General features: G+C 68.1%; 22 protein-coding genes. 17 read left to right on the top strand and 5 right to left on the bottom strand.

Translation table 11 applies throughout. The features are described 5' to 3' along the window. Window positions 1–3: 3 nt before the first annotated feature. Genes ureG through JOE46_RS05470 form a run of 5 tightly spaced genes read right to left on the bottom strand, consistent with a single transcriptional unit; the run spans window position 4 to window position 3,733 of the window. On the bottom strand, window positions 4–681 hold the full coding sequence (ureG, locus tag JOE46_RS05450; RefSeq protein WP_077041737.1) for an urease accessory protein UreG: 678 nt from the start codon (window positions 679–681) through the stop codon (window positions 4–6). A 52-nt stretch (window positions 682–733) separates the two neighbouring features. Then, window positions 734–1,372: an urease accessory protein UreF gene (locus JOE46_RS05455; RefSeq protein WP_097213338.1), complete on the bottom strand. Its 639-nt coding sequence runs from the start codon at window positions 1,370–1,372 to the stop codon at window positions 734–736. 16 nt (window positions 1,373–1,388) lie between these two features. After that, complete coding sequence (locus JOE46_RS05460) at window positions 1,389–3,110, bottom strand: urease subunit alpha (protein ID WP_097213339.1); 1,722 nt, start codon at window positions 3,108–3,110, stop codon at window positions 1,389–1,391. Beyond that, on the bottom strand, window positions 3,110–3,421 hold the full coding sequence (locus tag JOE46_RS05465; protein WP_097213340.1) for an urease subunit beta: 312 nt from the start codon (window positions 3,419–3,421) through the stop codon (window positions 3,110–3,112). The genes JOE46_RS05460 and JOE46_RS05465 overlap by 1 nt, the downstream gene beginning before the upstream one ends. Window positions 3,422–3,430: 9 nt before the next feature. After that, window positions 3,431–3,733, bottom strand: coding sequence for an urease subunit gamma (locus JOE46_RS05470; RefSeq protein WP_097213341.1), 303 nt, complete (start codon window positions 3,731–3,733; stop codon window positions 3,431–3,433). Window positions 3,734–3,915: 182 nt separating this feature from the next. Between JOE46_RS05470 and JOE46_RS05475 the strand changes: the two genes are divergently transcribed. From JOE46_RS05475 to JOE46_RS05555, 17 genes are all read left to right on the top strand, one after another. Beyond that, window positions 3,916–4,332 carry a response regulator transcription factor gene (locus JOE46_RS05475; protein WP_097213342.1) on the top strand — a complete coding sequence of 139 codons (417 nt, stop codon included), beginning with the start codon at window positions 3,916–3,918 and terminating at the stop codon, window positions 4,330–4,332. 288 nt (window positions 4,333–4,620) lie between these two features. Continuing rightward, window positions 4,621–4,992, top strand: coding sequence for an NADH-quinone oxidoreductase subunit A (locus JOE46_RS05480; RefSeq protein ID WP_097213343.1), 372 nt, complete (start codon window positions 4,621–4,623; stop codon window positions 4,990–4,992). Between the two features lie 63 nt (window positions 4,993–5,055). Next, a complete protein-coding gene (locus JOE46_RS05485) occupies window positions 5,056–5,619 on the top strand; it encodes an NADH-quinone oxidoreductase subunit B family protein (RefSeq protein WP_097213344.1) in 564 nt (187 codons plus the stop codon). Window positions 5,620–5,675: 56 nt separating this feature from the next. Further along, complete coding sequence (locus JOE46_RS05490) at window positions 5,676–6,377, top strand: NADH-quinone oxidoreductase subunit C (RefSeq protein ID WP_257017696.1); 702 nt, start codon at window positions 5,676–5,678, stop codon at window positions 6,375–6,377. Beyond that, window positions 6,377–7,708, top strand: coding sequence for an NADH dehydrogenase (quinone) subunit D (gene nuoD, locus JOE46_RS05495; RefSeq protein WP_097213345.1), 1,332 nt, complete (start codon window positions 6,377–6,379; stop codon window positions 7,706–7,708). The genes JOE46_RS05490 and nuoD overlap by 1 nt, the downstream gene beginning before the upstream one ends. After that, window positions 7,708–9,954, top strand: a complete 2,247-nt coding sequence (gene nuoF / locus JOE46_RS05500; protein ID WP_097213346.1) for an NADH-quinone oxidoreductase subunit NuoF — start codon at window positions 7,708–7,710, stop codon at window positions 9,952–9,954. Before nuoD ends, nuoF begins: the two co-directional genes overlap by 1 nt. Beyond that, the gene (locus tag JOE46_RS05505) at window positions 9,954–12,398 is read left to right on the top strand and encodes an NADH-quinone oxidoreductase subunit G (protein WP_097213347.1); all 2,445 of its coding nucleotides are present in this window, start codon (window positions 9,954–9,956) and stop codon (window positions 12,396–12,398) included. Before nuoF ends, JOE46_RS05505 begins: the two co-directional genes overlap by 1 nt. Next, entirely contained in the window at window positions 12,398–13,732 is a 1,335-nt protein-coding gene (gene nuoH, locus JOE46_RS05510; protein WP_097213348.1) for an NADH-quinone oxidoreductase subunit NuoH, read from the top strand. The genes JOE46_RS05505 and nuoH overlap by 1 nt, the downstream gene beginning before the upstream one ends. Further along, the gene (gene nuoI, locus JOE46_RS05515) at window positions 13,725–14,285 is read left to right on the top strand and encodes an NADH-quinone oxidoreductase subunit NuoI (protein WP_097213349.1); all 561 of its coding nucleotides are present in this window, start codon (window positions 13,725–13,727) and stop codon (window positions 14,283–14,285) included. The genes nuoH and nuoI overlap by 8 nt, the downstream gene beginning before the upstream one ends. Then, entirely contained in the window at window positions 14,282–15,094 is an 813-nt protein-coding gene (locus JOE46_RS05520; RefSeq protein ID WP_097213350.1) for an NADH-quinone oxidoreductase subunit J, read from the top strand. Before nuoI ends, JOE46_RS05520 begins: the two co-directional genes overlap by 4 nt. After that, window positions 15,091–15,390 (top strand): NADH-quinone oxidoreductase subunit NuoK, encoded by a 300-nt coding sequence (gene nuoK / locus JOE46_RS05525; protein ID WP_097213351.1) that lies wholly within the window; start codon window positions 15,091–15,093, stop codon window positions 15,388–15,390. The genes JOE46_RS05520 and nuoK overlap by 4 nt, the downstream gene beginning before the upstream one ends. A 1-nt stretch (window position 15,391) precedes the next feature. Next, window positions 15,392–17,335: an NADH-quinone oxidoreductase subunit L gene (gene nuoL, locus JOE46_RS05530; RefSeq protein ID WP_097213352.1), complete on the top strand. Its 1,944-nt coding sequence runs from the start codon at window positions 15,392–15,394 to the stop codon at window positions 17,333–17,335. Beyond that, the gene (locus JOE46_RS05535; RefSeq protein WP_097213353.1) at window positions 17,332–18,966 is read left to right on the top strand and encodes an NADH-quinone oxidoreductase subunit M; all 1,635 of its coding nucleotides are present in this window, start codon (window positions 17,332–17,334) and stop codon (window positions 18,964–18,966) included. The genes nuoL and JOE46_RS05535 overlap by 4 nt, the downstream gene beginning before the upstream one ends. Further along, on the top strand, window positions 18,963–20,594 hold the full coding sequence (gene nuoN, locus JOE46_RS05540) for an NADH-quinone oxidoreductase subunit NuoN (protein ID WP_097213354.1): 1,632 nt from the start codon (window positions 18,963–18,965) through the stop codon (window positions 20,592–20,594). Before JOE46_RS05535 ends, nuoN begins: the two co-directional genes overlap by 4 nt. A gap of 1,066 nt (window positions 20,595–21,660) precedes the next feature. Further along, window positions 21,661–22,467: a hypothetical protein gene (locus JOE46_RS05545; RefSeq protein WP_209926497.1), complete on the top strand. Its 807-nt coding sequence runs from the start codon at window positions 21,661–21,663 to the stop codon at window positions 22,465–22,467. Beyond that, window positions 22,467–22,736, top strand: coding sequence for a hypothetical protein (locus tag JOE46_RS05550; RefSeq protein WP_097213357.1), 270 nt, complete (start codon window positions 22,467–22,469; stop codon window positions 22,734–22,736). Before JOE46_RS05545 ends, JOE46_RS05550 begins: the two co-directional genes overlap by 1 nt. Window positions 22,737–23,311: 575 nt before the next feature. After that, on the top strand, window positions 23,312–23,497 hold the full coding sequence (locus tag JOE46_RS05555) for a hypothetical protein (RefSeq protein WP_097213358.1): 186 nt from the start codon (window positions 23,312–23,314) through the stop codon (window positions 23,495–23,497). Window positions 23,498–23,623 lie beyond the last annotated feature (126 nt).

Below are 23,623 nucleotides of genomic sequence, written 5' to 3' on the forward strand. Positions count from 1 at the left end.
CGATCAGACCGCCGCGGCCAACTGCTCGCGCACCCAGGCCAGGACCGGTGTCGCCGCCGGGTCCGCGGTCAGCGAGATCAACGCCGTCGGCCTGCCCTCGCGGACCCGGGCCGCGTCGGTCTCCATCACGGTCAGGTCCGCGCCGACCAGTGGGGCGAGATCGGTCTTGTTGACCACCAGCAGATCCGAGAACGTCACGCCCGGTCCGCCCTTGCGCGGCACCTTGTCGCCGCCCGCCACGTCGACCACGAAGATCTGCACGTCGATCAGCCCCGAGGAGAAGGTGGCGGTGAGGTTGTCGCCGCCGGACTCGACCAGGATCAGGTCCAGGGGCGGGTTCGCCTCGATCAGGTCGTCGATCGCGTCGAGATTCGCGGTGATGTCGTCGCGGATCGCGGTATGCGGGCAGCCACCCGTCTGCACCGCGGTGATCCGCTCGTCGGGCAGCACCGCGTGCCTGCGCAGGAAGTCCGCGTCCTCGGTGGTGTAGATGTCGTTGGTGAGCACCGCGAGCGAGAGTTCGTCGCGCAGCTCACGACAGAGCGCGGCCACCAGCGCGGTCTTGCCGGATCCGACCGGGCCGCCGATACCCACTCGCAGCGGCTCTCCCGGCACCCGCACCCGCTTGGGTCGGTCGTGCGTGTGCTGATGCGGTTCGCCGTCGATCAGGTGCGGGGGCATGTCGATCTCCTTCGGGTGGTGCGGTTCTCGGGCATTCGGGGTGTCGGGGAGTTCACGAGGCGAACAGGGGGCGTTCGCGGTCCAGGTGCGCCTGCGCGACCACGTCGAGCAACGGGTCGGACAGGTCGGCGATTCCGGTGGCCGCGAGATCCGCCGTCCGGTCACACAGCTCGGAGAGCGCGAAGGTGCAGGCCGCCACGTCCGCAGGGTCGAGGGCGAGCAGGCGCTGCGCGGCGATCGCGGACCCCGTCATCGTGGTGTAGACGAGGACCATCGCGGCCTCGGCATCACTCATCCCGCAGACCCGCGCGGCCTCGCCGGAGGCCACCGCCAGGTGCGGGCGGGAGCCGAGAACCGACCAGTCGTGCTCGGGCCACACGCGTTTGGACAGCCGCAGCAGCCCCCGGCCCTGGGCCCGGGACGCCGCACGCCCCGCAGGGGACGGGGTCCGCGCGTCGGTCTCCGCATCGGCCACGCCCGGGGCGAGCGCACCGCCACACACCGCCGCGGCGATCGACCCGGCGACCAGCCCGGTGCTGCGGATACGCCTGCGCAGGTAGGCGTCGAGCGTCGCGAGATCCCGCACCAGCCCGCAGGCGATGGCCTCCTCCACTCCACCGGAGTGCACGTGCCCTCCGGTGGGCAGCCGGGAGTCGGCCAGCGCAAGCAGGTTCGCCAGTCTCGAGGTCATCGCGTACGCACCGCCATCAGAACAGGAAGTACCGCTGGGCCATCGGCAGTTCGGTGGCGGGCTGCTCGCGCCACACCTGCCCGTCGATCCGCACGGTGAACGTGTCGGGGTCCACCTCGATGTGGGGTCGCGCGTCGTTGAGCGGCATGTCCTCCTTGCCCCGTGCGCGCACATCGAGCACCGGCACCAGCCTGCGGTCCACGTTCAGCCGGTCGGCCAGCCCGTCCTCGATCGCCTGGGGCGCCACGAAGTGCACCGAGGTCGCGGCGGCCACCTTCGGGGCGGCCCCGAACATCGGCCTCGGCAGCACCGGCTGCGGGGTCGGGATCGAGGCGTTGGCATCGCCCATCGCGGCCCAGGCGATGGCGCCGCCCTTGATCACCGCGTGCGGACGGACCCCGAAGAACGCGGGCTCCCAGAGCACCAGGTCAGCGAGCTTGCCCACCTCCACCGACCCGATCTCGGCGTCCAGTCCGTGCGCAACCGCCGGGCAGATCGTGTACTTGGCCACGTAGCGCCTGGCCCGGTTGTTGTCCGCGGCGCCGTCACCGGGCAGGGCCCCGATCCGGCGCTTCATCACGTGCGCCGACTGCCACGTGCGCAGCACCACCTCCCCGATCCGGCCCATCGCCTGCGCGTCGCTGCCGATCATCGAGATGGCGCCCATGTCGTGCAGCAGGTCCTCCGCCGCGATGGTCGACGGCCGGATCCGGCTCTCCGCGAACGCCAGGTCCTCGGGGATGGACGGGTCGAGGTGGTGGCACACCATGAGCATGTCCAGGTGCTCGTCGAGGGTGTTCACCGTGTGCGGGCGGGTCGGGTTCGTCGAGCTGGGCAGCACGTGCCCCTGCGCGGCAACGGTGATGATGTCCGGCGCGTGCCCGCCGCCCGCCCCCTCGGTGTGGTACGCGTGGATCCCGCGGCCCGCGATGGCCGCGAGCGTGTCCTCGACGAAGCCGGCCTCGTTCAGCGTGTCCGAGTGGAGCGCGACCTGGACGGCCGCCGCATCGGCGACGGACAGGCAGGCATCGATCGCCGCCGGGGTCGAGCCCCAGTCCTCGTGCAGCTTGAATCCGGAAGCGCCGCCGCGCAACTGCTCCCACATCGATTCCGCGCTGACGGTGTTGCCCTTACCGAGCAGCGCGATGTTCATCGGCCACCCGTCGAGCGCCTCCAGCATCCGCGACAGGTGCCAGGCGCCCGGCGTCACGGTGGTGGCCTTCGACCCCTCGGCCGGGCCGGTGCCGCCGCCGATCAGGGTGGTGATCCCGCCACCGAGTGCTTCCTCCATGATCTGCGGGCAGATGAAGTGCACGTGGCAGTCGATCGCGCCCGCGGTCAGGATCCGTCCGTTACCCGCGATGATCTCGGTGGACGGTCCGACCACCAGGTCGGGATGCACCCCCGTCATGGTGTCAGGGTTGCCTGCCTTGCCGAGCGCGACGATCCGGCCGTCCCGGATCCCGACGTCCGCCTTGATGATTCCCCAGTGATCGAGGACCACCACCCCGGTGATGACGGTGTCGGGTGCACCTTCGGCGCGGGTCGCACGGCCCTGCCCCATGGATTCGCGGAGCACCTTGCCACCGCCGAAGACGGCTTCCTCGCCCGCCAGCCCCGGGCCGCCGGAGCGGTCCTCGGTGATCTCGATGAACAGGTCGGTGTCGGCCAACCGGATCCGATCGCCGGTGGTGGGTCCGAACAGGGCGGCATAGCGGGGCCTGTTCAACGAGGTCATCAGCGGTCCAGCTTTCCTGGCGCGGTCAGATTCAGGCCGTGCACTTCACGGGTGCCACCGATCGGGACCAGGCTCACACGCTGGCTCAGCCCTGGCTCGAAGCGAACGGCGGTACCCGCGGGGATGTCGAGACGGAGCCCGTGCGCGGTCGCGCGGTCGAACCGCAGCGCCGCGTTCGCTTGCGGGAAGTGCACGTGGCTGCCGACCTGGATCGGCCGGTCGCCGACGTTGAGCACCTCGAGCTCGGTCCGCGGCGCACCGGGATTCAGCTCGATCTCGCCGTCGGCGCAGAGGATTTCACCGGGGATCATCTTCTGCTCCTACACGATCGGATGGTGGACGGTCACGAGCTTGGTGCCGTCCGGGAAGGTGGCCTCGACCTGGACGTCGGCGAGCATCTCGGGCACGCCCTCCATCACGTCCTCGCGGCCGAGAACCTCGCGACCAGACGCCATCAGCTCGGCGACGGTGCGGCCGTCCCGCGCGCCCTCGAGCAGGTGGTCGGTGATGATGGCCACCGCCTCGGGATGGTTGAGGAGCAGACCCCTGCCCCTGCGACGCCTGGCGAGCTCGGCGGCGTAGCTGAGCAGCAGCCGTTCCTGCTCATGGGGTGACAGGCGCATCCGTCCTCCTTGTCATGTGCCGGGCTGGTACCCGGAGGGGCAATGGTGCCACGCGGACCGGGAGCGATCTCATCCTCCCCGGCCGGTTGATACGGCTGTAAGAAGACCGAAACATGCAGGCAACACGCCTCTCTCGACGCAGCGACGGCCCATGGGAGCGGATCGCCAGTAGCATCGAGCCTGTGACCGAGGCGACGGAACGCACCAGCCCGCCAGTCGTGTTGCGCGTGCTCGTGTACAGCGACAACGCGAACACCCGCGCCCAGGTCATCGGTGCGATCGGGACTCGGCCCGACCCGGATCTACCGGAACTGGAGTACGTCGAGGTGGCGACCGGACCCGTCGTGATCGGGCACCTGGACGCGGGCGGCATCGACCTGGCCGTCCTGGACGGAGAGGCGACCCCCGTCGGCGGGATGGGCATCGCCAAGCAACTGAAGGACGAGATCCGCGACTGCCCGCCCATCCTGGTGCTGACCGGCAGGCCCGACGACGCCTGGCTGGCAAACTGGTCGCGGGCCGAGGCCTCGGTGCCGCGGCCGATCGACCCGATCCGCCTCGCCGAGGCCGTCGTCACCCTGCTGCGCGCCGCCGCGTAGCTCCGCGGTTCGCCGCCGGACACGCCCGCGAACCACCGAGCGCGAACTCCCCAGACCGGTAGGGTGAGATGTAGCTCACATCGACCCGAGTCGGGATAGTGCGGCTCGTTCGGCCGGAGTGATCGCGCGGGAAGTGCTTCGGATCTTGGGAGCGTGGTATGGGGCGAGCCTGGCAATTCGGACCGACGAGTCGGTCCGAGATCGACTGCCGCATCGATCCCGCGCGCGTGCTGGAACGACCGTCCGGAACCGGGCGGCCAGGCTCGCACAGAGGGGAGCTCACCCGGCATGAACGTCTACGTGCCGATCCTCGTACTCGGAGCGATCGCAACGGGATTCGCGATCTTCTCGGTGATGGTGGCCTCGATCGTCGGCCCGAAGCGGTACAACCGGGCCAAGCTCGAGGCGTACGAGTGTGGCATCGACCCGATTCAGCAGCCGGCGGGCGGCCAGGCTCCGGGCCAGCGCATCCCGGTGAAGTACTACCTGACGGCGATGCTCTTCATCATCTTCGACATCGAGATCGTCTTCCTCTATCCCTGGGCCGTGCATTTCGACGCACTGGGCATCTTCGGTCTCGGCGCGATGGCCCTGTTCATCTTCAACGTGGCCGTTGCCTACGTGTACGAGTGGCGCAGGGGCGGCCTGAGCTGGGATTGAGCGCCCGTTCGTGTAGTGCCGGAATCGATCTCACACGAAATCCGAACCGAGAAGAGTAGCGAGATGGGTCTCGAGGAGAAACTGCCGAGCGGCTTCCTGCTGAGCACGCTCGAGGGGCTGGCGGGGTTCGCCCGAAAGGGCTCCCTCTGGCCGGCGAGCTTCGGCCTCGCCTGCTGCGCGATCGAGATGATGGCCACCACATCGGGGCGCTACGACCTCGCCCGCTTCGGGATGGAGGCGTTCCGCGCCTCGCCGCGGCAGGCGGATCTGATGATCGTCGCAGGCCGGGTCAGCCAGAAGATGGCCCCGGTCCTCCGCCAGATCTACGACCAGATGGTCGAACCCAAGTGGGTGCTGGCGATGGGGGTGTGCGCGTCCTCGGGCGGCATGTTCAACAACTACGCGATCGTGCAGGGCGTCGATCACGTCGTCCCCGTGGACATCTACCTGCCCGGGTGCCCGCCGCGGCCGGAGATGCTGCTCAACGCGATCATCACGCTGCACGAGAAGATCCAGCAGATGCCGTTGGGCGCCAACCGCGAGGAGGCGGTGCGGGCCGCCGAGCAGGCCGCGCTGGCCTCCACCCCGACGTTCGATCTCGGCACCCCCGGAGGTCTGCTCCGGTGACCAACAAGGAAAACGACCGCGACGAGGAAGCCCGGCGGATCGACGCGGAGGCGACCGTGGGCCCGGAGGGTGCCGTGCCATCGGCGCACCCCGAGGACGAGGAGTTGATCGGCGTGCGCCGGGGCATGTTCGGGGTGCGCGGCACCGGCGACACCTCCGGCTACGGCCGGCTGATCCGCCCGGTCACCGTGCCCGACAGCGCCCCTCGCCCGTACGGCGGCTACTTCGACGAGGTCGCGGACGCCCTCCAGGCGGCGCTCACCGAGGCGGGGACGCCGTTCGAGGAGGCGATCGAGAAGGTCGTCGTCTTCCGGGACGAGCTGACCTTCCACGTCCGGCGGCAGCACCTACCTCTGGTCGCGCGGACCCTGCGCGACGAACCCGATCTCCGATTCGAGCTGTGCCTCGGCGTGAACGGGGCGCACTATCCGCAGGACACCGGCCGGGAACTGCACGCGGTCTACCCACTCCGGTCGATCACCCTCGGCCGCCTCATCCGGCTCGAAGTGTCGGTACCCGACGGCGATCCGCACGTTCCGTCGCTGTACGGGGTGTACCCGACGAACGACTGGCACGAGCGGGAGACCTACGACTTCTTCGGCATCGTGTTCGACGGCCACCCGTCGCTGACCCGGATCGAGATGCCCGACGACTGGCAAGGGCACCCGCAGCGCAAGGACTACCCGCTCGGCGGCATCCCCGTCGAGTACAAGGGCGCGCAGGTGCCACCGCCGGACGAGCGGAGGGCATACAACTGATGAACGAGACCGAACAGAACCTCACTGTCACGGGACAGGACTGGGACGAGGTCGTCTCCTCCACTGCAGGAACATCGACCACTGGTCGCTCCGCAAGCTCCGCTCCTGCCGGCGCCGAGCGCATCGTCGTCAACATGGGCCCGCAGCACCCGTCCACGCACGGGGTCCTCCGCCTCATCCTCGAGATCGAGGGCGAGACGGTCACCGAGGCGCGCTGCGGAATCGGCTACCTGCACACCGGGATCGAGAAGAACCTCGAGTACCGCAACTGGATGCAGGGCGTCACCTTCGTCACGCGGATGGACTACCTGTCACCGTTCTTCAACGAGACCGCGTACTGCCTCGGGGTGGAGAAGCTCCTCGACATCACCGACCAGATCCCGGAGCGGGCCGACGTCATCCGGGTGATGCTCATGGAGCTCAACCGGGTCTCCTCCCATCTGGTGGCGCTGGCCACCGGCGGGATGGAGCTGGGCGCGATCACCCCGATGCTCTTCGGGTTCCGCGAGCGCGAGTTGATCCTCGATGTCTTCGAGGTGATCACCGGCCTGCGGATGAACCACGCATACATCCGTCCCGGCGGCCTCGTCCGGGACCTACCTCCGGGTGCGGACCGGAAGGTTCGCGAACTGCTCGCGATCATGCCGAAACGACTGCGGGACATCGAGTTGCTGCTCAGCGACAACGCGATCTGGAAGGCCCGCACCAAGGGGATCGGCTATCTCGATCTGACCGGCTGCATGGCGCTCGGCATCACCGGTCCGGTGTTGCGGGCCACCGGCCTGCCCCACGACCTGCGCAGGAGCGCGCCCTACTGCGGCTACGAGGACTACGAATTCGACGTCATCACCGACACCGGCAGCGACTGCTACGGGCGCTACCGGATCCGGGTCGACGAGATGGCTGAGTCACTGAAGATCGTCGAACAGTGTCTCGACCGACTGCGGCCCGGCCCCGTCATGGTCGAGGACGAGAAGATCGCCTGGCCTGCCGATCTCGCCCTCGGCAGCGACGGACTCGGGAACTCCCCCGAGCACATCGGCAAGATCATGGGGACCTCCATGGAATCGCTGATCCACCACTTCAAGCTCGTCACCGAGGGGCTCCGGGTACCGCCGGGACAGGTCTACACCGCGGTCGAGTCGCCCCGAGGCGAGCTGGGCGTGCACATGGTCAGCGACGGCGGCACCCGCCCGTTCCGGGTCCACTACCGGGACCCCTCGTTCACCAATCTCCAAGCAGTGGCAGCCATGTGCGAGGGCGGGATGGTGTCCGACGTAATCGCCTCGGTTGCCAGCATCGATCCGGTCATGGGCGGAGCTGATCGCTGATGTTGCAGGGACGAGGCGACGAGCGCGCGACCAACGTGTCCGTGAGCGGGCCACCCGGTGCCACCGGACCGATCTTCCTCGAGCTCGGGCCGCGTCCGGACGAGAAGGGTCAGCTGGTCCGCCCCGGTGCCCGCGCGGACTACCCGCCCGATGTCCACGCCCGGTTGGCGGCGGATGCGGCGGAGATCATCGCGCGCTACGGCGAGACGAGCGCGGTCCCGGAGGCACGCTCGGCGCTGTTGCCACTGCTGCACCTCGTCCAGGCCGAGGACGGCTACCTCACCCCGGCCGGAATCGAGTTCTGCGCAACGCGACTCGGCCTCACCGGGGCCGAGGTCACCGCGGTGGCGACCTTCTACTCGATGTACCGCCGCAATCCGACCGGCGACTTCCACGTCGGGGTCTGCACCAACACGCTCTGCGCGGTGATGGGTGGCGATGCGATCGCCGCCGCGCTGGAGGAGCATCTCGGCGTCGGCAACGGCGACACCACCGCCGACGGCAAGATCACGCTCGAACGCATCGAGTGCAACGCGGCGTGTGACTTTGCCCCTGTCGTGATGGTCAACTGGGAGTTCTTCGACAACCAGACCCCTGACTCGGCCAAGGAGTTGGTCGACGGCCTCGCGGCAGGCGACGAGGTCACCCCGACCAGGGGCGCCCCGCTGTGCACCTTCCGGGAGACCGCCCGGATCCTCGCCGGGTTCCCGGACACCCGGCCAGGCGCGCTCGAGGCGGGCGGCGGCGCGGGTGATCCCACCGTGGTCGGCCTACGAATCGCCCGCGAACTGGGGATGGAGGCGCCCGACGCCGCTCCCCCGCCCGAGCCCGCCGCCTCCCCCGACGAGACGGACCAGCCGCTGGCCGACGCGGCGCCGGAGCCGTCCGCCTCGCCCACCTCGTTGTCCCCTGTCCTCAGCCGGTACTGGGACGACCCCCGATCCTGGACGCTGGAGACCTACCGCAGGCACGACGGCTACCTGGCGCTGGACAAGGCCCTGCGCATGGATCCCGATCAGGTGATCGGGACCGTGAAGGACTCGGGTCTGCGCGGACGCGGGGGTGCCGGATTCCCCACCGGCACCAAATGGGGGTTCATCCCACAGGAGCGGAGCCCGCAGAGCGACCCGAATGCACAAACGAAAGATGCAGACGGCCCCGCAGCCAAGCCGCACTTCCTGGTCGTGAACGCGGACGAGTCCGAGCCCGGCACCTGCAAGGACATGCCGCTCATCCTGGCAACACCGCACGCACTGGTCGAGGGCGTGATCATCGCGGCATACGCCATCCGCTCGAGCCGCGCCTTCATCTACCTGCGGGGTGAGGTCGTGCCGGTGCTGCGCCGTCTGCAGGCCGCGGTTGCCGAGGCCTACGAGGCGGGGTATCTCGGCCGGGACATCCTCGGCTCCGGCTACGACCTGGAGTTGGTGGTGCACGCGGGCGCGGGGGCCTACATCTGCGGCGAGGAGACCGCGCTGCTGGACTCGCTCGAGGGCCGCCGCGGACAACCCCGGCTGCGCCCGCCGTTCCCGGCGGTGGCCGGCCTGTACGCGAGCCCGACCGTGGTCAACAACGTCGAATCGATCGCCAGCGTCCCGCCGATCATCCTGCGCGGGCCGCAGTGGTTCCGCTCCATGGGCAGCATGGAATCGCCCGGCTTCACCCTGTACTCCCTCTCCGGCCATGTTGCCCGACCCGGGCAGTACGAGGCACCGCTGGGCATCACCCTGCGCGAGCTGCTCGAGTACTCGGGCGGCGTGCGGGCCGGTCATTCGCTCAAGTTCTGGACCCCGGGCGGATCGTCGACCCCCCTCTTCACCGCTGATCACCTGGACGTCCCGCTGGACTACGAACACGTCGCCGCGGCCGGCTCGATGCTCGGCACCAAGGCACTGCAGATCTTCGACGAGACCACCTGCGTGGTCCGAGCGGTGCTGCGCTGGACCGAGTTCTACGAGCACGAGTCCTGCGGCAAGTGCACCCCCTGCCGCGAGGGCACCTACTGGCTGGTCCAGATCCTCGAACGACTGGAGGCGGGCGACGGCACCGAAGCGGACCTGGAGAAGCTGCTCGACATCTCCGACAGCATCCTCGGGAAGTCGTTCTGCGCCCTCGGCGACGGCGCGACCAGCCCGATCATCTCCTCCATCAAGCACTTTCGTGACGAGTACCTGGCGCATTTCGAGCTCGGCCGGTGCCCGTTCGATCCGGACCGGTCCACTCTCTATCCGAGAGGACACATCTGATGACGGTGAACACGAACAGCGACGCGGCGGAACTGCCCGTCCCCGAGGAGCTCGTGTCGGCCACCATCGACGGCGTCCCGATCGCAGTTCCCAAGGGAACGCTGGTGATCCGCGCCGCGGAGATGATCGGCATCCAGATCCCCCGGTTCTGCGACCATCCGCTGCTCGACCCGGTCGGCGCCTGCCGCCAGTGCCTGGTCGACGTCGAGGGTCAGCGCAAGCCGCTCGCATCGTGCACCACGACGGTCACGGACGGCATGACGGTCCACACCCAGCTCACCTCGCCCGTCGCGGACAAGGCGCAGCGGGGCGTGATGGAACTGCTGCTGATCAACCATCCGCTGGACTGCCCGGTCTGCGACAAGGGCGGCGAGTGCCCGCTGCAGAACCAGGCGATGTCCAACGGCCGGACCGAATCGCGGTTCGGCGGGGTCAAACGCACCTTCCCCAAACCGATTCCGCTGTCCTCCGAGGTCCTGCTCGACCGGGAGCGGTGCGTGCTGTGCGCCCGGTGCACCCGCTTCTCCCAGCAGATCGCGGGCGACCCGTTCATCGAGTTGTTGGAGCGCGGGGCGCTGCAGCAGGTCGGCATCTACGCCAAGGAACCGTTCGAGTCCTACTTCTCGGGCAACACCGTGCAGATCTGCCCGGTCGGCGCGCTGACCGGTGCCGCCTACCGGTTCCGCGCCCGGCCATTCGACCTGGTGTCCAGCCCGAGCGCCTGTGAACACTGCGCCAGCGGTTGCGACCTCCGCACCGATCACCGCCGCGGCACCGTGTTGCGCCGGATGGCGGGCGACGACCCGGAGGTCAACGAGGAATGGAACTGCGACAAGGGCAGGTGGGCGTTCACCTACGCCACCGCCCCCGACCGCATCACCACACCGATGGTCCGCGCCGACGACGGCACGCTGGTGCCCGCCTCCTGGCCCGAGGCACTGGCAACGGCGGCGCGCGGTTTGAGCTCCGCGGTAAGGGGCAGTGCCGTTTCGAGCGACCTGCAAGCAGTCGCAAGCGGTGCCGGAGTCCTGGTCGGCGGGCGCTCCACCCTGGAGGATGCCTACGCCTACGCGAAGTTCGCGCGGGTGGTGCTCGGCACCAACGACATCGACTTCCGCATCCGGCCGCACTCCGCTGAAGAGGCCGACTTCCTGGCCGCCCGTCATCGGGTCACGGCTACGTACCGCGACCTGGAGAACGCGCCGACCGTACTGCTCGTCGGTTTCGAGCCCGAGGAGGAGTCACCGATCGTCTACCTGCGACTGCGGAAGGCCGCGAGACAGGGCGCGCTCCTAGTGCTGTCGATCGCGCCCTACGCCAGCCGCGGTCTGGCGAAGATGTCGGGCCGGCTGTTGCAGACGGCGCCTGGCGGCGAGGCGGCGGCGCTCGACTCACTGAGGGAGTCGGAGCCGCTGCGGGCGGCGGGCGCCGTGATCATGGTCGGCGAGCGCCTGGCGGCCATCCCTGGTGCGCTGTCCGCCGCGATCCGGCTCGCCGATCGGACAGGGGCCCGCCTGGTGTGGGTACCCCGCCGGGCAGGCGACCGGGGTGCGCTGGAGGCGGGTGCCCTCCCGCAGCTGCTGCCCGGCGGCAGGCCGGTCGCCGATGACGCCGCGCGCAGGCAGGTGGCACAGGCGTGGGGCCTCACGGATCTGCCCGCGCTGCCGGGCCGGGACTCCGCGGACATCCTCGCCGCCGCGCGCGACGGCCGGATCGGGGCGCTGGTGGTCGGCGGGGTCGAGCCGGGCGACATGGCCGACCCGCGGGCCGCCCTGGCCGCCATCGAGGCGGCCGGTTTCGTGGTCAGCCTGGAGTTGCGCCGCAGCGAGGTCACCGAACGCGCCGATGTGGTGTTCCCCGTCGCCCCGGTGACGGAGAAGCCGGGCACCTTCCTCAATTGGGAGGGTCGCCCTCGTGTCTTCGGCGCCGCGCTTCCCGGCGGCGGCGCCATGCCCGACCAGCGGGTGCTGGACGCCATCGCCGACCGGATGGGCACGCCGCTCGGCCTTCCCGACGCCGCGGCCGCGCGCGCCGAACTCGCGCGGCTCGGCCCCTGGGACGGTGTGCCGCCCGCCGCGCCGGACGTTGCACCCGCCGAGCCGACGCGGCCGGGCCCGGGCGAGGCGGTCCTGGCCGGTTGGCGAATGCTGCTGGACTCCGGCCGCATGCAGGACGGGGAGCCGCACCTCGCGGGGACCGCGCGCACACCGGTGCTGCGTCTGTCCGCCGCCACCGCCACCGAGATCGGCTCCGCAGAGGGGGCCCCGGTGACCGTCAGCACCGAGCGGGGATCGATCACCCTGCCGTTGGCCATCACGGACCTGCCGGACCGGGTGGTGTGGCTGCCGCTGAACTCCCCCGGGTCCGCGATGTTCCGTGAGCTCGCCACGCTTCCCGGCGGCCTCGTCCGTATCCATTCCGCCACAACGGGAACGGAGCGGTGATGGCTACGGCGAGTGAGTACACAGATCTGTCGGCATTCGGCCACGATCCGTGGTGGCTCGTCCTCGGCAAGGCCCTGGCGGTCTTCGTCTTCCTCGTCCTGACCCCGCTGCTGGCGATCCTCGTCGAACGCAAGGTGCTGGCCTGGATGCAGATGCGGGTGGGGCCCAACCGGGTCGGTCCGAAGGGGACACTGCAGAGCCTGGCCGACGGCATCAAGCTGGCACTCAAGGAGGGCATCGTCCCGAGCGGTGTGGACAGGCCGGTCTACCTGCTGGCACCGATCATCGCGGTGGTGCCTGCCTTCATGGCGTTCGCCGTGATCCCGTTCGGTCCCGAGGTGTCGATCCTCGGCCACCAGACCCCGCTGCAACTGACCGATCTGCCGGTCGCCGTCCTGTACATCCTCGCGGTCACCTCGGTCGGCGTGTACGGCATCGTGCTCGCCGGGTGGGCGTCGGGCTCGACCTACCCGCTGCTGGGCGGATTGCGCTCGACGGCACAGGTCATCTCGTACGAGGTCGCGATGGGGTTGGCGTTCGCCGCGGTATTCCTGTGGGCGGGCACCATGGCCACCTCGGGCATCGTCGCCGCGCAGGAAGGCACCTGGTACGTCTTCCTGCTCCTGCCCTCGTTCCTCATCTACGCCACCTCGATGGTCGGCGAGACCAACCGCGCGCCGTTCGACCTCCCGGAGGCCGAGGGCGAGCTGGTCGGCGGCTTCCACACCGAGTACTCCTCGCTCCGCTTCGCGATGTTCATGCTCGCCGAGTACATCAACATGGCGACCGTCTCGGCACTCGCCACCACGCTGTTCCTCGGTGGCTGGCACGCCCCGTGGCCACTGAACATGTGGGAGGGCGCGAATTCCGGATGGCTTCCCCTGCTGTGGTTCACGGCCAAGGTCTGGGGCTTCCTGTTCGTCTTCATCTGGTTGCGCGGGACGCTCCCCCGGCTGCGTTACGACCAGTTCATGAACCTCGGCTGGAAGATCCTGATCCCCGCCGCACTGGTCTGGATCCTGGTGGTCGCCGCGATGCGGACCCTGCGGAACGAGGGGTACGGCTCCCTGCAGGTCTTCCTCTTCGGTGCGGGGACGGTCGTCGCATTGGTAGCCCTCGGACTGGTGTGGCGACGGCTCCGGTCCGCACCGAAGCCCGCGGCAGCGCCCGTGCCGCAGGTCACCGGGGGCCCGATCGCCCCCCCGGTCGACGAGCCGTTCGACCCCATGGCGGGCGGTTTCCCTGTTCCGCCGCTACCCGGCCAGATCTTGCCCGCGTTCAGCCGCACCCCGGTATCCACGGGCGCCACCACCAAGGAGGGCGACGATGGTTGAGTTCCTAGGTCCCCTATCGGGATTCGGCGTGACCTTCCGAACGATGTTCGCGAAGCCCAACACCGAGTTCTATCCGGAGGAGAAAACGCCGACCGCCCCCGGCTTCCACGGCAGGCATCAGCTCAACCGCTACCCGGACGGGCTGGAGAAGTGCATCGGGTGTGAGCTGTGCGCCTGGGCCTGCCCCGCCGACGCCATCTATGTCGAGGGCGCCGACAACACCGAGGCCGAACGCTATTCGCCCGGTGAGCGATACGGCCGCGTGTACCAGATCAACTACCTGCGGTGCATCGGATGCGGACTGTGCATCGAGGCGTGCCCGACCCGGGCGCTGACCATGACCGACGACTACGAGATGGTCGACGACAACCGGGCCGGATTGATCTACGAGAAGGATCGCCTCCTGGCGCCGCTCGAGCCGGGCATGACAGAGCCGCCACACCCGATGCAGCCCGGGAGCACGGACAAGGACTACTACCTCGGCACCGTGCGGCCGGACTCGGAGGACCCCACCCAGGAAGAGCCCGCACCGGAAGATGGGTCGCAAGCGTGACCGCGGTCGCCGCCGCGGCGCTACTCGCCGCCGAGCCCCTGGAACGCACGTCCACGGGCGAGGCGGTCCAGTTCTGGGTCCTCGCCGTGGTGGCCGTGATCGGCGCCCTCGGCGTCGTATGCGCCACCAAGGCCGTCTATTCGGCCATCTTCCTCGCGCTGACCATGATCATTCTCGCGGTGTTCTACATCGCCCAGGCCGCGCTCTTCCTCGGCGTCGTGCAGGTCGTCGTCTACACCGGCGCGGTGATGATGCTGTTCCTGTTCGTCCTCATGCTCATCGGCGTCGACTCCTCCGACTCGCTGGTGGAAACGCTTCGCGGCCAGCGGATCGCCGCGATCGTGGCGGGGCTCGGATTCGGGGTGCTGCTGATCGCGGCCATCGGCACCGCGTCCGTCTACGTGGGCGGCGGCGTCGCCGAGCCGGGCGAGCTGCCTGCGGGCAACGTCGAGGCCCTCGCGGAACTCATCTTCATCCGCTACGTGTGGGCGTTCGAGCTGACCGGCGCGCTGCTGATCACCGCGACCATAGGCGCCATGGTGCTCGCACACCGCGAGCGGTTGTGGCCGCGCGCGGACCAGCGGGAGCTCTCGCGCGACCGGGTTCGCCGATGGAGCGAGGGGGCCACGGGCGGCGATCGGGTGACCCCGTTGCCGAGTCCCGGCGTCTACGCCCGCAGCAACGCGGTCGACATGCCCGCACTGCTGCCGGACGGGTCGTACGCCCCGTCGTCGGTCAGCCGCATTCTCCAGCAGCGAGACATCTCGGCATCCGAGTCGGAGACACCAGGAGAGGAGGGCACGCGGTGAACCCCGAGAACTACCTGTACCTGTCCGCCCTGCTGTTCACCATCGGTGCGGCGGGCGTCCTCGTCCGCCGCAACGCCATCGTCGTGTTCATGTGCATCGAGCTGATGCTGAACGCGAGCAATCTGGCGTTCGTGACGTTCGCCCGGATGCACCAGAACCTCGACGGCCAGGTCTTCGCGTTCTTCACCATGGTGGTCGCCGCCGCCGAAGTCGTTGTCGGCCTGGCGATCATCATGACCATCTTCCGCACCCGACGTTCGGCCTCGGTCGACGGCGCGAACCTCCTGAGGTACTGACGTGACCGGGGGGATCTGGCTGCTGCCCGCCCTGCCGCTGCTGGGCGCCTCGGTGCTGCTGCTCGGCGGCAGGCGAACCGACCGGTGGGGCCATCTGTTCGCCTGTGCGATGGCGTTGGCGTCGTTCGCGGTCGGTGTCGTGTTCTTCGCCCAGATGCTGGGCCGCGACACCGCCGATCGTGCCCTGTCCGAGGACCTCTTCAGCTGGCTACCTGCCGCGGGCCTGCAGGTGGACTTCGGGCTCCTGCTGGACCAGCTGTCGATCTGCTTCGTGCTGCTCATCACCGGGGTGGGCTCGCTGATCCACATCTATTCGGTCGGCTACATGAAAGACGATGTGGCCAAGCGTCGTTTCTTCGCCTACCTCAACCTGTTCCTGGCCGCGATGCTGCTCCTGGTGCTCGCCGACAACTACCTCGGTCTCTATGTCGGATGGGAGGGCGTCGGCCTCGCCTCCTACCTGCTGATCGGCTTCTGGCAGTTCAAGCCGTCGGCGGCGACCGCGGCGAAGAAGGCCTTCGTGGTCAACCGCGTCGGCGACATGGGCCTGGTCGTCGCGATCATGATGATGTTCGCGACGTTCGGTTCGATCAACTTCAGCGGCGTCTTCGCCGCGGCGGACGGGGCGAGCGAGTCCGCGGTCACGGCAATCGGATTGGCGCTGCTGCTCGCGGCGTGCGGCAAGTCGGCCCAGGTGCCGCTGCAGTCCTGGCTCGGCGACGCGATGGAGGGCCCGACCCCGGTGTCGGCGCTGATCCACGCCGCCACGATGGTCACCGCGGGCGTCTATCTCATTGTCCGGTCCAACGTGATCTTCGACCTGGCGCCGGGCGCGCAGCTCGCGGTCGTAGCGGTCGGCGCGGTCACCCTGCTGTTCGGCGCAATCATCGGCTGCGCCAAGGACGACATCAAGAAGGCGCTTGCGGCGTCGACGATGAGCCAGATCGGCTACATGGTGCTCGCCGCGGGCCTCGGCCCCGCGGGGTACGCGTTCGCGATCATGCACCTGCTCACCCACGGCTTCTTCAAGGCGGGACTGTTCCTCGGCGCCGGGTCGGTGATGCACGGCATGAACGACGAGACTGACATGCGCCGCTACGGCGGATTGCGGGCGTTCATGCCGATCACCTTCGTCACGTTCGGGCTCGGCTATCTCGCGATCCTCGGCATTCCCCCCTTCTCCGGGTACTTCTCGAAGGACAAGATCATCGAGGCGGCGTTCGGCGCGGGCGGCACCGAGGGCATCGTCCTCGGTACGGCCGCCCTGCTCGGGGCGGGCATCACCGCGTTCTACATGACCCGGGTGATGCTGCTGACGTTCTTCGGCACGCCCCGATGGCGAGGGGAGCATGCGGAGCGACCAGAAGGCACAGGCGCGGAGCCTGCGGAGCGACCAGACGGCACAGTCGCCCACCCGCACGAGTCGCCGGGCGTGATGACGTGGCCGATGATCCTCATCGCGATCGGTTCGGTGACCTCCGGCGCGATCCTGGCCTTCGGTGGGGCGCTCCAGCATTGGCTCGAACCGGTGGTCGGCGCCCAACATCCCGATCTCGCCGTCCCCGTATGGGTGATCACCGTGACCACCCTGGTCGTCGTGCTCGCCGGTGTCGCTGTGGCCTATCGGCAGTACGCGGGGCAGAAGATCCCCGAGGTCGCGCCCGCCGCGGTCTCCCCACTCACCGTCGCGGCCCGCAAGGACCTGTACGGCGACGCAGTCAACGAGGCGGTGTTCATGCGTCCTGGCCAACATCTGACGCGGTGGCTCGGCTACTTCGACGGCAGGGGCATCGACGGCGCGGTGAGCGGGTTGACCGCGGCGATCGCCGGCTCGTCGGCGCGGATCCGACGGCTGCAGACCGGCTTCGTCCGGACCTACGCCCTGTACATGTTCGCGGGCGCGGGCGCGGTGGCCGCGACGATGGTGCTGGTGGGTCTCCGATGAGCCTGCCCTGGTTGACCGCGATCTGGGTGGCACCGCTCGTCGGCGCCGCCGCTGTCCTGACGCTGCCCGCCGACAAGCACCGGCTCGCCCGGTCCGTCGCGCTCGGCACCGCGCTCGTGGTGCTCGCGCTGGCGGTGTCCGTGGCGGTCGGTTTCGATCCGGCGGGCGCGCAGTACCAGTACGTCGAGTCACACGCCTGGATCCCGGCTTTCGGCACCCGGTACACCCTCGGGGTGGACGGCATCGCGCTGGTGATGGTGCTGCTGACAACCGTGCTGGTGCCGCTGCTACTGCTCGCAGGATGGAACGACGTCCCCGAGCCGGAGCCGATCGGCAGGCGCAGGATCCACTTCTACGTGGCGTTGATCCTGGTGGTCGAATCGATGGTGCTGGTGTCGTTCACCGCCCTCGACATCCTGCTGTTCTACGTGTTCTTCGAGGCGATGCTGCTCCCGATGTATTTCCTCATCGGCGGATTCGGCGGGACCGATGCCACCGCGGTGACCCGGAGGGCCAGCGTGCACCGGTCTCGCGCGGCGGTGAAGTTCCTGCTGTACAACCTCTTCGGCGGCCTGATCATGCTGGCCGCGGTGATCGGACTGTACGTGGTGACGGTGCGCGAGGGCAGCCCGCTTCCGGGTGGGACCTTCGACTTCCGCGAGATCGTCGCGGCCGCCTCCTCGGGCGGGCTCGGCGTCGATCCCGGCGTCCTCAATGCGCTGTTCCTCGGCTTCATGTTCGCCTTCGCAGTGAAGGCGCCGTTGTGGCCCTTCCACACCTGGCTGCCGGGCGCGGCCACTGCCGCCACCCCGGCCACCGCGGTGCTCATGATGGCCGTCGTCGACAAGGTCGGCACCTTCGCGATGCTCCGCTACTGCCTGCAGCTCTTCCCCGAGTCGTCCGCGTACTTCGCGCCGCTGATCGTCACGCTGTCGGTGATCGGCATCGTCTACGGCGCGTTGCTGGCGATCGGTCAGACCGACGTGATGCGGCTGATCGCCTACACGTCGATCTCGCACTTCGGGTTCATCATTCTCGGCATCTTCGCGATGACCAGTCAGGGGCAGGCCGGCTCGACGCTGTACATGGTCAACCACGGCATCTCGACCGCTGCCCTGTTCCTGGTGGCCGGATTCCTTGTCTCCCGCCGCGGCACAAGGGCCATCGCCGCGTACGGCGGCGTGCAAAAGGTCGCCCCTGTGATGGCAGGCACCTTCCTCGTCGCGGGCCTCGCGACCCTGTCCCTGCCCGGGCTGGCCCCGTTCGTGAGCGAGTTCCTGGTCCTGGTGGGCACTTTCACCCGCTACCCGGCCGCCGCGCTGATCGCGACCAGCGCGCTGGTTCTCGCGGCGATCTACGTGCTCTGGCTGTATCAACGCCTGATGACCGGTCCGGTGACCGAGGACAACAAGCGCATCCGCGACCTGGTGCCCCGCGAACTCGCGGTCGTGGCCCCGCTGATCGCGCTGCTCCTCGTCCTCGGCTTCTACCCGAAACCGGTCCTCGACATCGTCAACCCCGCGGTCAGTCAGATCATGACCACGATCGGTCAGCACGATCCCGCACCGACCGGCCCGACCCTCACCGGCCTCGTCGCCGATCAGGACAACCACGGAGGTGCGCCCCGATGAGGTCCCATGAAGCCCTCGCCCAGGCTGCGCTGCCCGCACCGGACATCGAGTACGGCAGGCTCGCGCCGATGTTGATCGTGTTCGGGGTGGCGGTCGTGGCGGTGATCGTCGAGGCGTTCGCGCCCACCCGCGGCCGCCTCACCAGCCACCTGGTGCTCAGTCTCGGCGGCCTGGGCGCGGCGTTCGTCGCGGTCGTGCTGCTGAGGGGAGATCACGGCACCGCCGTCATGGGCGCTGTCGTCGTCGACGGCCCCACCCTGTTCCTGCAGGGCACGATCCTGCTGGTCTCGATCCTCGCGGTGTTGCTGATCGCCGAACGCAGCGGACCGCGGGCCGCGGGCGGGGCGCGGCGGGCGGCGGTCGTCTCGGTCCCGAGTCCAGCGGCCGGGGTCGGCGGCATCGACGCCTTCGCCCCCCAGGCGGCCGCGGTGCCCGGCAGCGTCGACGAACTGGAGGCGACCAGGGCGGGAGTGATGCAGACAGAGGTGTTCCCGCTGACGCTCTTCGCGGTCGGCGGGATGCTGCTGTTCCCGGCGGCGGGTGACCTACTCACCATGTTCGTCGCGCTCGAGGTGCTGTCGCTGCCGCTGTACCTGCTCTGCGGACTGGCCAGGCGCAGGCGCCTGCTCTCCCAGGAGGCAGCGCTGAAGTACTTCCTGCTCGGCGCGTTCTCCTCGGCGTTCTTTCTCTACGGCGTGGCGTTGCTGTACGGCTACGCGGGCACGGTGCGGCTCGCGGGCATAGCCGACGCGATCGCCGACGGCGGCGAGCAGCGGCCGGTGCTGGCGTTGCTCGGTGCCGGGCTGCTGAGCGTGGGCCTGCTGTTCAAAGTCGGTGCGGTGCCGTTCCATTCGTGGGTGCCCGACGTGTACCAGGGCGCCCCCACCCCGGTCACCGCCTTCATGGCGGCGGCCGTCAAGGTCGCCGCGTTCGGCGCCATGCTGCGCATCTTCTACGTCGCCCTGCCGGAGTTGCGGGCGGACTGGCGTCCGATGCTGTGGGCCGTCGCCATCGCGACCATGCTGATCGGTGCCGTGCTGGCGATCACCCAGACCGACGTCAAACGCATGCTCGCGTATTCGGCGATCGCCCACACCGGATTCATCCTCACCGGCCTGATCGCCGGGAACGACGCGGGACTCTCGGCGACGATGTTCTATCTGCTCGCCTACGGCTTCAGCACGCTCGGCGCCTTCGCCTGCGTGATGTTGGTGCGGGACGGGCACCAGGAAACCACCGACATGGCCGGCTGGGCCGGCCTCGGCCGACGCTCACCGCTGTTGGCCGCGGTCTTCGCCCTGTTCCTGCTCTCGTTCGCCGGAATCCCGTTGACCAGTGGGTTCGTCGGAAAGTTCGCGGTGTTCCGGGCCGCCGCTGAGGGCGGGGCGGTACCCCTCGTCATCGTCGGCGTGATCAGCAGCGCGATCGCCGCGTTTTTCTACGTGCGGGTCATCGTGCTGATGTACTTCTCCGACCCGACGCCGGAATCCGAGGCGACGACGGTGGTCGTGCCCAGCACCGCGACCGCGGCCGCGATCTGCCTGTGCGCCGTCGTCACGCTGATGCTCGGGATCCTGCCGCAGCCCGTGCTCGACCTGGCGGACAGGGCGGCGCAGTTCCTCACCTGATGCGAAGCCGGTGGGCAGCGGAGGGTTCCTGTGTGCCCGTCAGAACGAACTGCGTTTCAGGGCTGCCTGGCGAGATGCGGGCCGGCAAGGGAAGTACCGGTCCGCTCCTCGCTGGACAGCCGCCGTTGATGCCCTGGCCAGAACCGACACTTGAGAGAATCTAGGGATGATCCTCGGGTTGCCCGCGGGACATCCACTTCTCATCCGATTCTCTGCGCCCTGGTCTATCCAGCCGTTCGATGAGCGCCGTTCCGCCGGCAAGGAGTACGAGAAAGCCAGCAACGAGCGCGATGGCGACTACCAATTTGTCCCCCTGTGGACTACCTGCAGCGGAGTGCAGGTCTACTACGCGGACCACCCCGGCCGCATTCCCCGGTCCGGAGGCTACCAACTAGTTCGCCGCCGCAACGACGCCTTTGGGGTATTCATCCGGCCTAGGACCACCCACTACGCGGTGAGCGGCACCGTCTGATCGCATCTCGGCGTGACATCCGAGGAAGTAGGAACTTTTCTCCCAGCATGACAAGCACGACACCAATTCCGACCCCGATGACCCGTCCCGACCACGAGGCATCTAGGACGCTGGATGCAACGGCAAGCGCGATGCATCGACCTGCCGGTGATCGACTGGATTCATCGGTTCAGTCACTGCATCGCCTTCCTTTCCCGATAGCGCCAGACGCGACACTACGAACAACTCTCCGATCAACGGCACGAAGACTCCGTTGGACGCGGCCCTCGGTGTGCCCGGCCACGCCCCGATCAGCCGACTGCTACCAACGTGATGGCCGGCCGGGCGCCCTGGCCGTTGCGGGATGCGACGCCTGGCCCGCAACCAGCCCGAGGCCGCCACCTATTTACAAATATTGTTAGGTTGTCAGATTTCTGTCTTTACTGCATTCCCGTGCTGGTTGACGCGCATTTTTGGAATGCTAACAAGATAACCCGCATATGGATTTCGAAAATGCATCCGCTATTCCGGGTTGGCCATTGACGCAAAAATCCGGATGAAGCATCCTTGGCTCGGGCGGAGATAAGTCCGCCAACCCGCCAAGCAGGGAGATCCATGAAGGTTCGTTCTCGTGTCGTGTTGACCACTATTGCAATGGCCGCAATTCTGCCGCTTGGCGGAGTTGCAAATGCTGCGCCGTCCACTCCTGGTGAGGAGATTCAGGGGACCGGAACAGATGGTTCACAAATCAGCTGGCAAATCCCCCACGACACTCTTGGCGAACGGGGCGACGCTTCACCATCGTTCGACACCATCCCTGGCGCTTCAACGTCGTTCGACACCAAGACTGGCCCGAACGGCGAGGTCTCGACCACCATCACCATCCCCGACGCGGCGGCGCCGAGCCGCTACGAATTCCCCCTCAACCTGCCGGCCGGCTTCACCACCGATCCTCAGGAAGATGGGTCGATCACAGTGAACAACGCCGCCGGCCTCCCGGTCGGCAGCTTCAAGAAGCCATGGGCGACCGATGCGAACGGTGGCGCGATTTCCACTTCGCTGAAAGTAGAGGGAAACAGCCTCGTTCAGCATGTCGACTTCACCGAGGAAACAGCCTTCCCCGTGACCGCCGATCCCTCCTGGAACTGGGGATGGGTGTCCGGCCACGTCTATCTCAACAAAATGGAGACTGCCAAGATGGGGGCAGGGGGAGGCGTGGCCGCCTGGCTTCCGAATCCGGGTGCGATGTGGGCTGGGCGGACACTTGCCAGCCTTGCCGCTTTCGCTGCAGCATCCGGCCAGTGCGTTCAGTTCAAGGTAGGCTTCGGCCTCGGCGGACTCCCGTTGCTGCCCGGCTCCCCGCTTCCGTTCGGCGCCGGCATTCTGGGTGTCGACTACTACTCGGGTGGATACTGCAGCTGATGTGGATCATGATCACCATGGCTGTCGTGGCCGTGATCGTCTACACGATCACGGCCACGACAGCCCGTTGGTTGGAGCGGCCGACTACTGCGCCCGTTGCCCGGTTCGGCGGCTGGGCTGTGCTCGTCGCGACGCTCGCCTTCCTCGTGTCGATGGCGTCGCATCTAAGTACAGATGCCCTGTTGGGGCTGATCCTCGGCGCTCTTTTAGCGCCCATTCTTGTCGGGAAGATCTGGGCTCGCCTGAAATCGCGCGAGGGCGATAAGTAGCCCAGAGTTCATGCCCACAGCTCTAGAAAAGGAGTGCGACCGCACGACTAACAACCTGAGGTTGTGGATTTCGGTTGCAATTCCGTAAATCAGCGGCGCCGTTGGTATGACCAGCCAGCCTCCATCATGCGTGCATACATGCGAGATTTGGCGTGCGATCTCACCGCTAGATACTCGCAGGTAACTTTCGAAGACAATGCCCCCGAAATGCACTAGGATTGCATGCTCTAAGTATCTAAATATACAAATCAGACACGGAGTACAAGTGGGGATCAGCGGGGGGTCACATCTACCAAATGCGGACAAGAGAACATCTAGCCACCTCTTTGGATCCCATCGAGGCGAACTACAGCCATATACGGCACTACCAACCGTCCAAGGGGCACCGCAACGGTCACTTCAACCGGAGGATCGATCGCTGAAGGGCGCGACGCTCGCACCCTTCGGGACTCGGCTTCCTGTCGAGGTACAGCGCCAACTGAAAATGACTTGCGCAGCCAAGGGCCTCCGCATGCAGGACGCAGTGCTCGACGCTGTTCGAGACTGGTTGATGCGTCAGGAGTCACGGTAGCCACATGAGGATCAACGAGCGGCAGGCATTGACCGCAGGACTCCTCATGTCCGAAATCCTTGGCGTCGTTTTCGGTGCCTCGGCTGGTAGTTGGACCAAAGGAACCGTGACCCTGTTGGTTTGCACGGTTGCCACCGGGCTGGCGTTCCTGGTCCTCCGGGCCGTCTACAAGAACCGGCCGCAGGTTTGACGCCTACGAGATGAGGGATCGCGCGTCTTCTTGGCAAGGCGCATCTTTGCTGGGCTAAGCGCGGCGGCAGTCCCACAAATGGACCGCTTCGTTGCCGGATCCCGCCCCTCCGGAGCGGGGCAGTGC

Origin of the sequence: Rhodococcus sp. PvR099 (assembly GCF_017833315.1) — a bacterium.
Taxonomy (GTDB): Bacteria; Actinomycetota; Actinomycetes; order Mycobacteriales; family Mycobacteriaceae; genus Rhodococcus_G; species Rhodococcus_G oryzae.

What these genes read in the sequence shown, in the direction of transcription:
- nuoF (WP_097213346.1), top strand. Translation starts at nt 7,708, where the DNA reads ATGTTGCAGGGACGAGGCGACGAGCGCGCGACCAACGTGTCCGTGAGC.
- JOE46_RS05485 (WP_097213344.1), top strand. Translation starts at nt 5,056, where the DNA reads ATGGGTCTCGAGGAGAAACTGCCGAGCGGCTTCCTGCTGAGCACGCTC.
- ureG (WP_077041737.1), bottom strand. Translation starts at nt 681, where the DNA reads ATGCCCCCGCACCTGATCGACGGCGAACCGCATCAGCACACGCACGAC.
- JOE46_RS05455 (WP_097213338.1), bottom strand. Translation starts at nt 1,372, where the DNA reads ATGACCTCGAGACTGGCGAACCTGCTTGCGCTGGCCGACTCCCGGCTG.
- JOE46_RS05480 (WP_097213343.1), top strand. Translation starts at nt 4,621, where the DNA reads ATGAACGTCTACGTGCCGATCCTCGTACTCGGAGCGATCGCAACGGGA.
- JOE46_RS05465 (WP_097213340.1), bottom strand. Translation starts at nt 3,421, where the DNA reads ATGATCCCCGGTGAAATCCTCTGCGCCGACGGCGAGATCGAGCTGAAT.
- nuoI (WP_097213349.1), top strand. Translation starts at nt 13,725, where the DNA reads ATGGTTGAGTTCCTAGGTCCCCTATCGGGATTCGGCGTGACCTTCCGA.
- JOE46_RS05545 (WP_209926497.1), top strand. Translation starts at nt 21,661, where the DNA reads ATGAAGGTTCGTTCTCGTGTCGTGTTGACCACTATTGCAATGGCCGCA.
- JOE46_RS05550 (WP_097213357.1), top strand. Translation starts at nt 22,467, where the DNA reads ATGTGGATCATGATCACCATGGCTGTCGTGGCCGTGATCGTCTACACG.
- JOE46_RS05460 (WP_097213339.1), bottom strand. Translation starts at nt 3,110, where the DNA reads ATGACCTCGTTGAACAGGCCCCGCTATGCCGCCCTGTTCGGACCCACC.
- JOE46_RS05505 (WP_097213347.1), top strand. Translation starts at nt 9,954, where the DNA reads ATGACGGTGAACACGAACAGCGACGCGGCGGAACTGCCCGTCCCCGAG.
- JOE46_RS05470 (WP_097213341.1), bottom strand. Translation starts at nt 3,733, where the DNA reads ATGCGCCTGTCACCCCATGAGCAGGAACGGCTGCTGCTCAGCTACGCC.
- nuoH (WP_097213348.1), top strand. Translation starts at nt 12,398, where the DNA reads ATGGCTACGGCGAGTGAGTACACAGATCTGTCGGCATTCGGCCACGAT.
- nuoD (WP_097213345.1), top strand. Translation starts at nt 6,377, where the DNA reads ATGAACGAGACCGAACAGAACCTCACTGTCACGGGACAGGACTGGGAC.
- nuoN (WP_097213354.1), top strand. Translation starts at nt 18,963, where the DNA reads ATGAGGTCCCATGAAGCCCTCGCCCAGGCTGCGCTGCCCGCACCGGAC.
- JOE46_RS05535 (WP_097213353.1), top strand. Translation starts at nt 17,332, where the DNA reads ATGAGCCTGCCCTGGTTGACCGCGATCTGGGTGGCACCGCTCGTCGGC.
- JOE46_RS05555 (WP_097213358.1), top strand. Translation starts at nt 23,312, where the DNA reads ATGAGGATCAACGAGCGGCAGGCATTGACCGCAGGACTCCTCATGTCC.